The organism is Bacillus sp. LJBS06, assembly GCF_016924995.1.
Classification (GTDB): Bacteria; Bacillota; Bacilli; order Bacillales; family Bacillaceae; genus Bacillus; species Bacillus stercoris.
In genome coordinates this window covers 206098-219559 of the sequence record NZ_CP070483.1, presented here as the reverse complement: position 1 = coordinate 219559, position 13462 = coordinate 206098, and the positions used below count along the sequence as shown (strand labels likewise).

Annotated in this window: 13 protein-coding genes and 1 pseudogene; 1 reads left to right on the top strand and 13 read right to left on the bottom strand. The window is 39.0% G+C overall.

Going from position 1 to position 13462, the window contains the following annotated elements:
* Nucleotide 1: 1 nt before the first annotated feature.
* The 12 genes from JQX68_RS01230 to JQX68_RS01175 all read right to left on the bottom strand — a co-directional run bounded on the left by JQX68_RS01230 (nucleotide 2) and on the right by JQX68_RS01175 (nucleotide 11981).
* Nucleotides 2–979 carry an alpha/beta fold hydrolase gene (locus tag JQX68_RS01230; RefSeq protein WP_147772838.1) on the bottom strand — a complete coding sequence of 326 codons (978 nt, stop codon included), beginning with the start codon at nucleotides 977–979 and terminating at the stop codon, nucleotides 2–4.
* A 252-nt stretch (nucleotides 980–1231) separates the two neighbouring features.
* Nucleotides 1232–1657, bottom strand: coding sequence for a sporulation killing factor biosynthesis/export protein SkfH (skfH, locus tag JQX68_RS01225; protein ID WP_147772837.1), 426 nt, complete (start codon nucleotides 1655–1657; stop codon nucleotides 1232–1234).
* 4 nt (nucleotides 1658–1661) lie between these two features.
* Complete coding sequence (skfG, locus tag JQX68_RS01220) at nucleotides 1662–2177, bottom strand: sporulation killing factor biosynthesis/export protein SkfG (RefSeq protein WP_147772836.1); 516 nt, start codon at nucleotides 2175–2177, stop codon at nucleotides 1662–1664.
* 360 nt (nucleotides 2178–2537) lie between these two features.
* Nucleotides 2538–3710, bottom strand: coding sequence for an MFS transporter (locus tag JQX68_RS01215; protein WP_147772835.1), 1173 nt, complete (start codon nucleotides 3708–3710; stop codon nucleotides 2538–2540).
* A 126-nt stretch (nucleotides 3711–3836) separates the two neighbouring features.
* Entirely contained in the window at nucleotides 3837–4139 is a 303-nt protein-coding gene (locus JQX68_RS01210; protein WP_003234907.1) for an ArsR/SmtB family transcription factor, read from the bottom strand.
* A 518-nt stretch (nucleotides 4140–4657) separates the two neighbouring features.
* Nucleotides 4658–5020 (bottom strand): Na-translocating system protein MpsC family protein, encoded by a 363-nt coding sequence (locus JQX68_RS01205; protein WP_014662581.1) that lies wholly within the window; start codon nucleotides 5018–5020, stop codon nucleotides 4658–4660.
* Nucleotides 5021–5077: 57 nt separating this feature from the next.
* Nucleotides 5078–5368 (bottom strand): DUF6407 family protein, encoded by a 291-nt coding sequence (locus JQX68_RS01200; RefSeq protein ID WP_014662580.1) that lies wholly within the window; start codon nucleotides 5366–5368, stop codon nucleotides 5078–5080.
* A 58-nt stretch (nucleotides 5369–5426) separates the two neighbouring features.
* Nucleotides 5427–5954, bottom strand: coding sequence for a carbonic anhydrase (locus JQX68_RS01195; protein ID WP_040084347.1), 528 nt, complete (start codon nucleotides 5952–5954; stop codon nucleotides 5427–5429).
* Between the two features lie 68 nt (nucleotides 5955–6022).
* Entirely contained in the window at nucleotides 6023–8635 is a 2613-nt protein-coding gene (locus JQX68_RS01190) for a DUF2309 domain-containing protein (RefSeq protein WP_147772834.1), read from the bottom strand.
* Between the two features lie 14 nt (nucleotides 8636–8649).
* Nucleotides 8650–10167, bottom strand: a complete 1518-nt coding sequence (locus JQX68_RS01185) for an NADH dehydrogenase subunit 5 (RefSeq protein ID WP_014662577.1) — start codon at nucleotides 10165–10167, stop codon at nucleotides 8650–8652.
* Nucleotides 10168–10825: 658 nt separating this feature from the next.
* Nucleotides 10826–11359 carry a methylated-DNA--[protein]-cysteine S-methyltransferase gene (gene adaB / locus JQX68_RS01180; RefSeq protein ID WP_147772833.1) on the bottom strand — a complete coding sequence of 178 codons (534 nt, stop codon included), beginning with the start codon at nucleotides 11357–11359 and terminating at the stop codon, nucleotides 10826–10828.
* A complete protein-coding gene (locus JQX68_RS01175; RefSeq protein WP_147772832.1) occupies nucleotides 11343–11981 on the bottom strand; it encodes a bifunctional transcriptional activator/DNA repair enzyme AdaA in 639 nt (212 codons plus the stop codon). Before JQX68_RS01175 ends, adaB begins: the two co-directional genes overlap by 17 nt.
* A 272-nt stretch (nucleotides 11982–12253) precedes the next feature.
* Between JQX68_RS01175 and JQX68_RS01170 the strand changes: the two genes are divergently transcribed.
* On the top strand, nucleotides 12254–13165 hold the full coding sequence (locus JQX68_RS01170; protein ID WP_040084352.1) for a DNA glycosylase: 912 nt from the start codon (nucleotides 12254–12256) through the stop codon (nucleotides 13163–13165).
* Between the two features lie 140 nt (nucleotides 13166–13305).
* Here JQX68_RS01170 and JQX68_RS01165 read toward each other — a convergent pair.
* A pseudogene (locus JQX68_RS01165) lies at nucleotides 13306–13445 on the bottom strand (hypothetical protein).
* Nucleotides 13446–13462: the final 17 nt, after the last annotated feature.

Here is a 13462-nt window from a genome sequence, read left to right as displayed (position 1 = left end):
CCTAGCGAACCTTTCTCATAAACTCCATGGAAAGTTTATATATTTGATCAGGCTGATATAAATAAATACTGTGTGTTCCCCTCAGTTCCTTTATATCGGCAGTATTGAATTGAGCCGCAAACGCTTCATAGTCTTTTCGGTTTCGTATGGCATACTTTGAATGTCTATTTTGGTCAGAAACCGCATCTAAAAATAAGACAGGAGTTTCTTTTGGCGCCGGCAAATTCACAGATTTCCTGCCGTTTTGGTAAGACTGTAACAGCTCATGCTCCATATCAGCATTAAAAAATTGCTTAAAGTTAATGGCTTTATAGATTTCTTTTTCTTTATCGGTTAAAAACGACTGACGAATCACCTCAAGGTTATATACAGCGGAAGGCATAAACCGATGAAAACCAATCGACGTTAACAGATGGAATCCTCTCACTTTCATTCTGTCGATCCCGCTCAATTTATACGTGACGTACTGCTGGGGCAATCCAATATCCATCGCAATAATCGCCTTGATTTCCTTAGGATATTTCTGTGCCCAATACATCGCTTCAATCCCGGATATCGAATGAGGCATTAAAATATAAGGAGGCTTATTTCCGCTTTTCATAAGCGCTTTCCTTGTCTGTTCCAGTATCGTATCAATATCTCTGTCATCGTTAGACACATCACTGTATCCATAACCTGCCCGATCAACAACAGCAATCTTGTTTTCCTTTGAAAACTTACTGTACAAACCTTTCATCTCATAAGCAGGCGCAGCAATCCCCGAGCCGGACATAAACACAAACGTATCCTTCCCGCTTCCCTCTTGATACACATTCATCTTTTTACCGTCAACATCGACCAATGTGCCTTCTTCTTTAAGAAGTGCTGCTTCCTTATTTAGTTGGTAATGGTGATAAATAAATACCGAGACGGATACAAGCAAAACCAAAGCAGCTAAGCTGCAAAAAAAGATTTTTACGACTTTCCATAATGTTTTCATAAGATGCTCCTTTCACGTGATACTGAAAGGATACGATATGAAAATAAATTTCTGATTAACTTTGGAGAGATTTTATTTCCACATTTGACTTTGTCCTTACGGAAAGGTGTACATTTGGAGCATAGCGGAACATTTGATGAATTTACCCACAAATAAAAAAATATTTCATTAAAAAACCTTCCTGCTTATAGGAAGGACCGTTGCATCATAATATTCAACCGTTTGTCGCACATACATACAAGACGGAAAATTTCACAAGCCTGCAATCTTTTTTAACATCTTACCCCAACCAACATCTCCCATCGTTTTAGTAATGATCTGACCGTATTGACTTAATAGACAAAAGCTGGGGATGCCTTGTACGTGACAAGTTGTGACGATCTCATAGTTTTGGTCTAATACAATCGGAATAGCTAGTCCCCTATCAAGAGCATACGTCGAGACAACCTCCATAGATTTCTCTTCTTCTATATAAGGGACATGTACTCCGATTACTTTCACATTCATATCCTTTATATCTTGAAGGACTTTGTCCGTTAATTGGTGGCAGTTTGGACAGCTCATTGACCAAAAATAAAGAAGAAGATATGTGTCACTTGGAAATGTAAAATCATTCTGTGATTGATTCAACCATGGTAAATGACTTGGCCATTCAGTCAACATTTGTTCATCTTTCATACTTTCAGTCCTCCTTATCTTTCAGCTGAAAAGCAATCAGCTTTCCTAATGCCTCTTCAGCCGCAAACGGAGCAACTATTCCTGAAGGATGTTCATGCTCGTATTTTAGACATTTATACATCTTAGGTTCAATGCAAGACGGATCAATCCATGCAATACACCAAGATGCCCAAAAGCACGATTGACCTTCACTTTCTTGAGCGATTTTGATGACAAAGGGCAGACTGGGCTTCCCGATTCTCATTAGTGAAATCGCCGCTGCCATTCTTGTATCTTCGGCATGACTTTTTAATAAACATGATAGCTCCTCCGCTGCTTCACTCGCGTCTTCCCCAAACTCACCTAAAACAGCCGCAGCAATATTACACAAAGAGCCTTCCTCTTTTAAGGCCTCAACCAAAACTGGTATTGCATCTTTTCCCGATTTCTTTAACTCCCCTATCGCTTGAACAATTGTGATCTCATTTGTATTTGCCAAATTCTGAACAGATAACGACAATTTATCACCATTTGATTTCATAAAAGGGCCCCCTCTCTCGTTTGATAATAGACACTCAGCGTATTCCATAAGGATATACCGGAAAGTGCATTATCTTCCAATTAACATTTAAATACTACAAACACTGTAAATAATCCTGTGAGATCCCATTATAAGAAACTCCGCCGCCTTTTTTAATGTTCTCTCGCATCTGCTGAGCACTGACACAAAAGACCCCTTTGGTCAGTTAACCAAAGAGGTCTTATTCATTAAATTCATCTCATCTTATAGAATCAAAATATTCCTAACGATCTAAAAAGGATGGCTCTACATGGACTGGTAACTATGCAATCAATATATATTAGGGCAATTGAATTTTAAGAACTAAAACAAAATAGTGTATTATTGATTGATATCTCTTAGCATCTGTTTCGGTTGCGAATTGAAAATCATCAATGATGCAATAATGGCAATCATAACCCCCAATGCACCAATCCAGGTAATCGAGGCCAATGATACGTTTTCCACAAAAACCCCTCCTATTCCTGCGCCGACTGCCATGGCGAGTTGCATCATGGACTGATTCATGCTGAGCAAAACACCTGACATTTCCGGTTCTATTGTAGCCAAGTGAAATTGCTGTGTCGGACCGGTAGACCATGCGGCAAACGACCATAATATGAGAATCACCAACACGCCGATATAGGAATGAGTAACAAGTGACAGCAGAATCAGTGTGACGATATGCAACGTCATCCCGCCAACGAGTGTAAAGGGCACTCCCCATTTATCGGTGCTATATCCCCCAAACTTCGATCCAACCAAACTGGCAATTCCAAATATAAGCAAAACACCGCTAAGCAGCTTGCCGTTTATACCTGAGATGTTCAAGAGATACGGTGACAAATAAGTGTAAGCAACAGAATATCCCCCGAGCCAGAAGAAAGTGATTGATAACCCCATAGCCACTTTCCGTTTTTTGAAAAGAGCAAGCTGTTGAAGCAAAGGCACAGGCTTATCACCTTTAGTATGCGGAAGAGTAAAGAAAATAACGGCCATTGCGATCAATCCCAACAAAGCAATGGCACCAAATACGGACTTCCAGCCTAATGCTACTGCTATCATTCTTCCAAGCGGAACACCTATGATTAAAGAAGCGGTAAATCCCATCACGACAGTAGCGATGGCACTGCCCTGCTTTCCTTCCGATGCAATCTTAGCGGCAATGGTTAAAGCGGTAACAACAACCACACCTGCTCCCATCGCCATAATGATCCGCGCTGCAATAAACCATCCATAACCAGGCAGTACAAAAGCCAGGACATTACCGAACACAAACAAACCGAGGGCATACATCATCAATTTGCGTCTATCCATACTTGCTGTCAACGCCATAAGTACGGGTGTAGAAAGAGCATATACAAGTGAGAAAATGGTAATAAGCTGGCCCGCGGCAGCTATAGTGATCCCGAGAGTATGAGCAATTTGATCCAAAATTCCCGAAATGATGTATTCTGAGGTTCCAACTAAAAAGCTGACAATGGCTAAAATATAAATTTTCCAAGTATTAGACATAAAGCATTCACTCCTTAATTGTTAATAAACATATCACGATATATCGATATGTTATTATAAAAAATAAACACATCGTAATATGTCGATATGTATAGTGTAAAAATAAACATCTTTTGATGTTTATTTTTATATCTCTGTTTTAAGAAAGTCAGCAAGTTTCCCAATGGCTTCTTCATCTCTTTTGTAATATGTGTACTTTCCAATACGCTCCGCCTTAATCAAGCCGGCTCTTAAAAGGATGGTAAGATATTGAGAAGCTGTCGATTGCGTCATTTTCAATTTGTCTGTTATTTGACTGACACATACCCCGATTGTGTTCATATCAATCCCTTCATGGGGTGCAAAATGACGATCGGGCTCCTTCAGCCATTGTAAAATTTGCAGCCTTGATTCATTTGATAAAGCTTTGAATACTTCAATTGGCTCCATATCAATTATTATATCGTTATATTTCGATATGTCAATTCGTTTTTTGGTACTCATTTCGAGGAATGAAACTGAAGACAGCATATCAAAAACCCTACACTTTCGAATGGGTCTCATTATCATGTTATTCTTGGGGGAAATCGGCGGTGACTTTGTTAACCGAAGCAAAGCTTCTAATTTAAATCAATAAAACATTTTGATTTTGGCTAAGGGAGTAAACAACACTATTCGCTAGAGGCTTAAGTTTTCCGGGATATTTGTTCAGGTATTTTGGATGTTTTTAATGAATTTGGCATTGACTAAGCACCAGCACCAAATTCATGCATTTTAATTAGATGTGAAAAAACATCCGCTCGTAACAAAAGCGGATGTTAGATCTTTCAGCAGGAATAACAAGTCCGCTCGTGGGTTATGAATTAAAAATAGTAATGATGACATAACTGTAAAGCAAAAGAAGCGGCAGGTAATATTTTGAATGCCCTCTCCCTGGCTTGAATAGCAGGGATCATCAAACATTTATATTAAAGATTTTTCTCTAGATCATTACATAATTTAAATACCATTACTCGTTCACCTGTCCGGGAGCTTAAATCAGTAAAAAAACTTATCACTTTTTCTCCGGTGATTTTTAGGATAATATCCTTAAGACCTTCTATACCTGATTCGACTAACTCCGAGCGAGTTTGTTTAATAGATAACATACCCTCTTTTGATCCACACACTACATATTCAGCTGGTGTTAAAATCCCTTTTAAATTGACGATGACCATATCCCGGAGTATATCAGTTTTAACAGATACAGACCCGCGCCCAAGATAATCTTTCTCCCATTGAGTAATGGATTTACTGATCTCTGATTCAATAGAACCTTTCGATTTTTTCATATATCATACATCTCCTGAGCAAAAAAATTGGCATATTCTATTTGTGATTTCGTCTCATTAATATTCTCTTACAACATGTCCTTCATATACACCTTCAATATCCAAATCAGTATTACCGTTTCTTGTGACCACTATCATTTTGGATAACATATTTTCCTCCATCATAGAGTGTATATGCAAAAATCGAATGCTTCCTAAATGGGTTTCCTCAACTTCTTCATAAGATTGTAGATGATAAAAATCAATTGCTTTTCTTATTACCTTTTTCATACATTCCATATTTTCACGATCAAACGAGTTCATGTCCTCTATTGTTTTCGTGACAAAATCAGTTAAATTAGAGTCCATACCTTCTCCTTAGAGCTGTTTTTTTCATATATAGGTGTATAGAAGTTCTTCCATTTCATCATGACAAGCAATGATCAGGTGAGGTTTGACCTGTTTTCATAGCAGGAACCTCCACCATTGATGATGTTCCATCCTCTTGATTAATGATTAAACCTCGAACTTTAACATATGACGGCACTAATGGATGATGACGAATGATATCAACACTTTTTTCAATGGTGTCACTGCTATTTTCATGTAGCCATTCATCGACCGTACCACCTAAAAATTCAGGTTTGCAATTCTGAAAGAGATAATCCAATGTTTGTATTTTATCTTTCATTGCTTCAAGTTGAGTAAGTCTATGACCTGTGGAAGTTTTCTTATCTTTTGTTCCTACTACAAAAATCTCCTCAACATCTTCCTGGAAAATCGCAAAAATAACAGACCTCATGATTTCTCCATAAGGATGTGAAATACTGGCACCATAGCTTTGTATAGTCAACATACTTTCTGCAGGAGTGTTAGTCACTTCTTGTAAAATAGGCTCCAAGCCGTTTTCAATGTCCGTCAAAAATAATACTTTTTTATTTTGATTTCCATTCATATAGCACACCTCTTCCTTATGTTTAGTATTGAGTAACAAATCCATTTAATAAATGTTTAGATTCATAATTACCAGCTTTCCCAACATCCTTCTGGATCAATACTAGCCAGTCGGACCCATCCATTTTGAACTTTTTGCATAAATGCTGAGTCATTGTTTAATAACCGTTCTACATATTCTTTAGGTGCTTGAATGAGTATCAACAAACGAAGCGGAGAATGATAGGCTTCGTGATCTGATTTCATGACGGATTGCCAAGGCAGTCCGGCTAACAAGTCACTTGCATTCCCCTGCATAACGCCGAGACCTGCTGTAACGGTTTGAGTTGCTTTATTTCCGCTGCCATAATAATGAGGTGCTACCGTTGATGCGTAATATTGTAAATTAATCCATTGGGCCACGGTTCCAGGTCCTGCAATAATATTTGCTAGGATTTCGCCGCTTTCATCCTGTTTCCAATCATAATTATGGAGAAAGGCTCTTCCTTCCAAATCACAATCCTGGGTTAATTCACGTTGGCCGATAATAAAAGCAGCATTACGAGCCAGCCCCCATTCCGGGCGTATCTCACTCCAATCCTCCGCAAATCGGTGTGCCTCAGCCTTCGGATTTTTAAATTCCGAATGGAAATTCGGTAATTGGGCTAGACGTTCTGCATTTACATGATGTCTCACTTTCGGCATAACAGCTTCAATTTGCTCAAATGCTTCTTGTGCAGCTTCAGAAAGCTCCGGTACATAAAGCCAATGTAATTCATCCACCGTTGTATTATGTTCAGCTGCTGCAAACACCGTATCCTCAGGGATTTTAATTCCTTCAGTTAAAAGTGCTTCTCTCACCTCTGAAAGATTACATAAAGCAGCTAAAACTCTTGCATTGAATCCACCGGCCGCTCCACCGCAGGCACCACAGTCAAGGGCTGCGGAATAAGGATTATTGGTACTTTGACTGCCGTGCCCGCATATCACGACCAATGGTGCGATGTTTTCTGTTAACCCCATCATTTTTAATGCTTGGCGAGCATAGTTCACTTTTTCTTCATCAGTAAAACCCACAGGTATTTCTGCCTCTGTAGCATCATGATGAAGCGAGAGTTTTGTATCAGGTTTGCGCAACCAAGCCTCACGGAGATTTCGAATGAAACGACCCGCCTTTCTTGGCACAAAGCTACGGGCTGCCATTTGCAGAGTAAGCCAAGGTCCGCTTAGCTCAGGCAGAAGTAAGCTTGAAAGCACATTCTGTTTCATCGTTTTAAATGTATAGCTTAACGATTGAACTGCTTGCTTCCGTTGATTGTATTTGTTGAATACATCCTCATCCGCGAACTCTTTTATTTTATTTTGCGGTTTTTGTATGATCGGCAAGGAGGCATGACTGTGTTTACTGCCAAGTTCACAAGTTGCAATCGGCACCCCGAAGAAACCTGCGATGCCAATCGTTTCAAACGGACCTTGTTTTTCTAGATGACGGCGAAAAGGTTCTGATCGTACATCAATGCAGAATGCTAATTGAGCTAATGCAGATTTTTTACCGGTTTCACGTTGTTTCGAGATGATCTTCTGGCTCAATCGATCAGTGTAAGTTTGTTCCCAAGCTTCTAACCAAAGTTTCCTGCGCAGTTTCTCATCAAAGCTGTAGGCAAATGATAAATATTCATTTTGTTCACTGACCGGCATCTGTGACCATTCCTCTAATGTAAGCCCACCCCAATGAATCCAAGCTGCTATAAAGGGAGCAATCGAAATTTTTTTCTCAGCTCGTTCATTAGTCAAGGGCAAATATGGCTTTATCAGAGCCCACTCCATGGATAATCGAACCGCTAAATATTCTGTTAAGAGTGCATGTTCATGGCTCGATTGTTGCGAGCGCCAAAGCATCATCCCTGCCCATCCAGGTAAGGAAAGTAAGTGAGCTTCAAGATAAGCCTGGATTTCTGATTCAGGGATTCCTAGTGCGAATAAGGCTTCTTGTAAAGCCAAATGCGCCTCTTGCGGCAAACCTTTTAACCTTTCACGCTGCTTTTTGCTAAGTGCTGGATCATATTGTATGAGCTGCTGCCAGGCACGATAGAAGCCTTCCTCACGATTGGGCATTGTCCAACCGGCTTGAGAGTCATCAAGATATAATTTACTCCACTTAATGACATGATGATCTAGTATAGTGACTAGCCTTTCACCATCTTGATTCTCTATATACGAACTTAGTGGTTCCATAAAAACATTATCGATAGGATCCAATCCTCTACATCCACTTACTAATTTCTCCATCTCGTGTGATGATAAAAGGTCGGAAGGTAATGGATCTAATTGTAATCCCGCATGACAAAACCGTTCTGCCACGTCCCGTGGGATGTGAAAGGAATGTGAATCAAGCCAACGCTGCAGCCCCATTTCCACAAAAACTTCATCAATCTCACCTTTATTCTTTGCTGAACGGATCATAGACGCACTTGGGTATATATCAACATCACGCGTATTTTTCAACCAGCTTGCAACCTGATCAAAAGTCTGGTTTTCAAGTCCCATCCACGGATTGCGTGCAGCAAATGTAGAAATAGGCCAAAGTGGCGCAATCACTCGGCTGGCAGATGTAATGAAAACGTTAAGATCCCTTTCTTGAACATCAATATCTGTATCTATCTTTTTTACATTTTCTTTCGTTAATACGGATGTAATGCCCATCTCAGATTAGCTCCTTATGATAAATATTGTTTAAGGTAGTCTGGGTGACTCTCCACTGACTTTGGTTTTGCTTCACCTAACCGAACCAGCCAAAGATAGAGTATCGTGAAGAAAGCGGAAGAACGATGACGAGCAACCCACGAACCTAAAGCACTGCCAAATAGGAAAAGACATACGACAATGATGACAGCTGGCATTGGAGGCTGAACAGTTTGAGAAACGGCTGCATGCAGCCAATCATAGAAAAGGTTATGAATGATAAAATATATAAAGGCTGCTCCTCCTAAAACGATTAAGCCGGCAATTCGGCCAATTCGCCCCTCTCCAAAAGCTACAAGCTGAGTCCAGGAAACGGACAATGACCACCCTAAGATCAGCGCACTCATTAATTGATATCCGTCTCCAGGAGCAGTGAGCCAAAAAGCAACGCCTATAACTAAGGCTAACGTACGACCAGCCACGAGCCATAAATAGGATGATCTCTCTTTAACACGAGTCGATACTTCATGACGCTGTACGGCTGAACCAGCCTGTAAAAACAACGTAGCTTTAAATAAACCATGTAAAATAAGATGAATAATGGCTGCTATATAGGCCCCTAGTGCACACTGAATGAGCATAAATCCCATTTGTCCAATCGTGGAGCCTACTAATTGGCGTTTATAATCAACTTGGACTAAACTAATACCAGTTCCAATCAATACAGAAATGCCAGCAAGCAGAAGTAAGATAATCGAAGCGATACCACCATGAAATAGAGGTGAAAATCGAGTTAGTATTATTCCTCCTGCATTTACTAAACCTGCATGCATAATTGCAGAAACAGGGGTTGGAGCAACAATAGACTCAACTAACCATCTTTGGAATGGCCATTGGCCTGCAGGAATAATTACCGCCAGTACAATCAATAGCTGAATCCCTGTTCTCTCCCATTCTCCCAGCCCAGCTAAACTTTCATTTGTTACAACCAATGATAACTGCCATTGACCTGTGGCATGAAAAAGCCACATCATCGCAAAAAACAAAGAAAACCAACTTAACAAAAATAACCGGCCAGAAATTTTGGCTGCTTCACTAGCCACTTGCCAAGCACTGTTTAACCTTATCAGTAAAGTTAAACCAACAAGAGTTGCTCCCCAAAATAAAACCATCAAACGGAGATCGCCACTTAACCACGTCATTGAAGCAGCACCTGTTGTAAAAGTAAAAAGCGCAAAATATTTGCGATAAGATCGATCCCCCATTAAGTAACGTACAGAAAAACGCTGAATGATGAATCCAATTGCAAGAACAAAGAAAGTCATTAAACAAGCTAAGGTATCTAAGTGCCAAGGGCCAACATTTCCACTCACACTGCTATTGGCAAGGATCAGTAAGGCAACCAAAAGTGGTAAAGCCAAAATCCCAATATGAATGCGGACAAAACTCAAGGGCACTCGGGGATGTAAAAACAAAAGTCCACTTATCCCAGAAGCAATAAGCATAATAAAAAATAATGTTAATAATGATGACAAACTCAGCGAAACTAACATTTCAAATTCTCCCTTTTTAAATGTCGTTATTGCTCATACGACCTTTAAATCAGATCATATTTTTCTATAATGGATACAAATTTTATGTATCTCTATTTTTTTCCAACAAAAAAACCGACAACCTCAAAATTTCAATGATGATTGCAGATCATTGAATCTTGAAAATTGTCGGCTTCACTTCAACTAACTTCAGCGAAGTTTTTTGAAGAGCTACCTTATTATTGGTCATTTTATTTTATACAATATTTTAAGTTCATTCTAAAGGAATGAAATCACCGCTACACTTTAATATAGTGCTTGATTATAGATAAATCGCCTTATGTTTCTCTTTCATTTAAATTAGGATACTTTTTCATCCTGTCAAGATTAGTTGAAAGAATGCTAAAGTCCTATTCACAAACGAAAATAAACATCTGGTTGCGATTTTTAAGTTAAGTATAAGATATGCTAAATCTTAAACATTGTCAAGATGTTGGATTACAGAGAAAGACCAAACCCCTGCATCGCGGTTTAATATCAGCTTCACAAACTGCATTCATTTGACTAACTCTGGTGCCTTTTGTTCTTCGATTATAAAACATTTCATATTTGCACCTTATAGGGCAGCTGTCCTCATCATTGTGAAATGAGATCCATAACCAAAAGTGGTCCGGCACAATTACTCATTGCTAGATGAAGCTCGTTTTTCCAGATCAAGGAGCAGTGCCTTCATTTCAAATCCGCCCCGATAGCCAGTTAACGAGCCATTCTTCCCTATTACACGATGGCACGGTACAGCAATTAATACCGGATTAGCCCCAATAGCCGCGCCTACAGCACGAACAGCTGCTGGTTTATTTATATCATGTGCAATGTCGGAATAGGATTTCGTCTGTCCATAAGGAATTTCACAAAGTGCATTCCAGACTGCTAGCTGAAATGGCGTACCAACGTACTCAAATGGCACAGTAAAGTTTTTCCGCTTTCCTTCTAGATACTGAGTGATTTCAGTAATGTAGGGTTCAAGCTTACTATCATCTTCAACAAGAGGACTTCCTGGAAAGTGTTTCTGAGCCCATTCGAATAATTCCTCAAATGGTTTGTTCTGTGAACCTACAAACACAATCCCCTTTGAAGTGGAAGCAATATAAAAGCTCCAATCCTTAAACATCAGTAAAGACCAATAAAGGGTTGGCTTATTCTTTGTTTCCATTGTACGTTTCCTCCATTTTTCTCATTTGGCGAAATTGTGCTGGTGTCTGTCCAGTTTTCTTTTTAAATAAAGTAATAAAATAAGGTGCGTTAGCGATACCCACACATATAGCGATATCTCCAATCGCTTTATTTGTCTGAATCAAATACTTTTTAGCCGCCTGAACTCTAACCTGTTGTATATACTCAACCAGCGTAATACCTTTCATCTTTTTAAATGTTCGATGCATATGATACGGACTCCCATGGCAAATATCTGCTAACGATTCTAGAGTTAGTTTTTCTGTGAAATTTTTATCAATGTATTCAGTAATGAGATCAACCCACTCGCTATCAGGCATTTTTTCATTATTAGGCTTACAGCGTTTGCAAGGGCGAAAATTTGCGCGGAGAGCTTGTTCTGCGTTTGGAAAAATGCATACATTTTCTTTTTTCGGAACGCGAGATTTACAGGATGGTTTACAAAATATCCCTGTCGACTTCACAGCGTAGAAAAATTGGTTATTGTACGTTGCGTCATTATTTATAATTGCTCGCCACTTTTCATCTGTTAGCATTTCTACATCATTTAAAGTTCTCTGACCATGGCTCTCTTTATGTCCGTTATTGATACTATCCGACATTTATCTCACCCCTCCTTACAATGCTCATCTAATTCATTTTGAATTGAATCCCAATTTACGTTTTCGACACGCGTTTTTATAACTTGGGCGATTTTAATCCACTCCCGTTTAGCATTCTTGATAACTAACACTATAACCTCATAAATAGAAAAAATTAAGGTGGTTAGAATGTAATAGCAAGATAACAAAATGAGTAAAGCTTATTATGTGATAAAGTAAAATTCAATCAGTGTGAGTTTTCTATCATTATTTAAGATAAGGAGAATGAATAAGTGACATGGCATGAAATCAATGACGTTATTGTCATTACATTACCTGAAATTTTCGACATGAATGCGAACCTAGGCTATCTAACTAGGGAAAAAAATGAATGCATGTATGAAATAGAGAACGATATCATTACAAAAGTTATTGCCATAGGGGAAATTCGGTCCTTAGTGCAGGTAAGCGTAATCAATAATAAACAAATGGTTGTCAAATTCCTAAACGATTCTAGACCTATTGAAAAGTGGAAACGGGAGGAAATTGTAAAATATATTCATGAATGGTTTGATCTTGATTACGATTTAACACCATTTTATGAAATGGCAAAAGCAGACCCATTACTTAAAATGCCTGCCCGACAATTTTATGGATTGCGGCTTGTCGGCATTCCCGATTTATTTGAAGCATTATGTTGGGGAGTTTTAGGGCAACAAATTAACTTAGCCTTCGCGTACTCCTTAAAGAAGCAATTTGTAGAAGGATTTGGCGATTCTATCGAATGGAATGGGAACAAGTATTGGGTATTCCCACCGTACGAACGAATAGCACGGTTAACACCTACCGACCTAGCAGATATTAAAATGACGGTAAGAAAAAGCGAATATATCATTGGAATTGCCAAATTAATGGCCAGCGGAGAATTATCGAGGGAAAAATTAATGAAAATGAACTTTAAAGATGCTGAAAAATACTTAATTAAAATACGGGGAATAGGTCCTTGGACAGCCAATTATGTTCTAATGCGCTGCCTTAGGTTCCCGACAGCTTTTCCAATAGATGATGTGGGTCTTATTCATTCGATAAAAATATTACGTCATATGAACCGAAAGCCTACGAAAGATGAAATCATAGAAATATCGTTTCCTTGGAAAGAATGGGAATCATACGCTACCTTTTATTTGTGGCGTGTCCTTTACTGAATCATTACGACTTAAACCACGAATGACTCAATAATAAGGTTGTTATTACAATAGGCTCTCCGGTTATTCCAAGTTCACCTGCAATTACATTAGAAAAAAGCCGTTTCTCTCCACTGAAAAATTCATGCAGCCTACTAGTTTTAAAGCCTTTTAAGCTCGTTAACTGGCCTTATGTGAAAACATCTTAAATCTATAGCAACGGCCGATCGATAGTCGGGTCCTGTACCACACTTTTTTTAATCCATTTTTCCACTGTAGATGTTCTTTTTCTTTTGGACATAAAAACACCCCTTTAGA

Bases quoted from the DNA above. Each gene is read 5' to 3' on its own strand.
- JQX68_RS01230 (WP_147772838.1), bottom strand. From the start codon at position 979: ATGAAAACATTATGGAAAGTCGTAAAAATCTTTTTTTGCAGCTTAGCT.
- skfH (WP_147772837.1), bottom strand. From the start codon at position 1,657: ATGAAAGATGAACAAATGTTGACTGAATGGCCAAGTCATTTACCATGG.
- skfG (WP_147772836.1), bottom strand. From the start codon at position 2,177: ATGAAATCAAATGGTGATAAATTGTCGTTATCTGTTCAGAATTTGGCA.
- JQX68_RS01215 (WP_147772835.1), bottom strand. From the start codon at position 3,710: ATGTCTAATACTTGGAAAATTTATATTTTAGCCATTGTCAGCTTTTTA.
- JQX68_RS01210 (WP_003234907.1), bottom strand. From the start codon at position 4,139: ATGGAGCCAATTGAAGTATTCAAAGCTTTATCAAATGAATCAAGGCTG.
- JQX68_RS01205 (WP_014662581.1), bottom strand. From the start codon at position 5,020: ATGAAAAAATCGAAAGGTTCTATTGAATCAGAGATCAGTAAATCCATT.
- JQX68_RS01200 (WP_014662580.1), bottom strand. From the start codon at position 5,368: ATGGACTCTAATTTAACTGATTTTGTCACGAAAACAATAGAGGACATG.
- JQX68_RS01195 (WP_040084347.1), bottom strand. From the start codon at position 5,954: ATGAATGGAAATCAAAATAAAAAAGTATTATTTTTGACGGACATTGAA.
- JQX68_RS01190 (WP_147772834.1), bottom strand. From the start codon at position 8,635: ATGGGCATTACATCCGTATTAACGAAAGAAAATGTAAAAAAGATAGAT.
- JQX68_RS01185 (WP_014662577.1), bottom strand. From the start codon at position 10,167: ATGTTAGTTTCGCTGAGTTTGTCATCATTATTAACATTATTTTTTATT.
- adaB (WP_147772833.1), bottom strand. From the start codon at position 11,359: ATGGAAACAAAGAATAAGCCAACCCTTTATTGGTCTTTACTGATGTTT.
- JQX68_RS01175 (WP_147772832.1), bottom strand. From the start codon at position 11,981: ATGTCGGATAGTATCAATAACGGACATAAAGAGAGCCATGGTCAGAGA.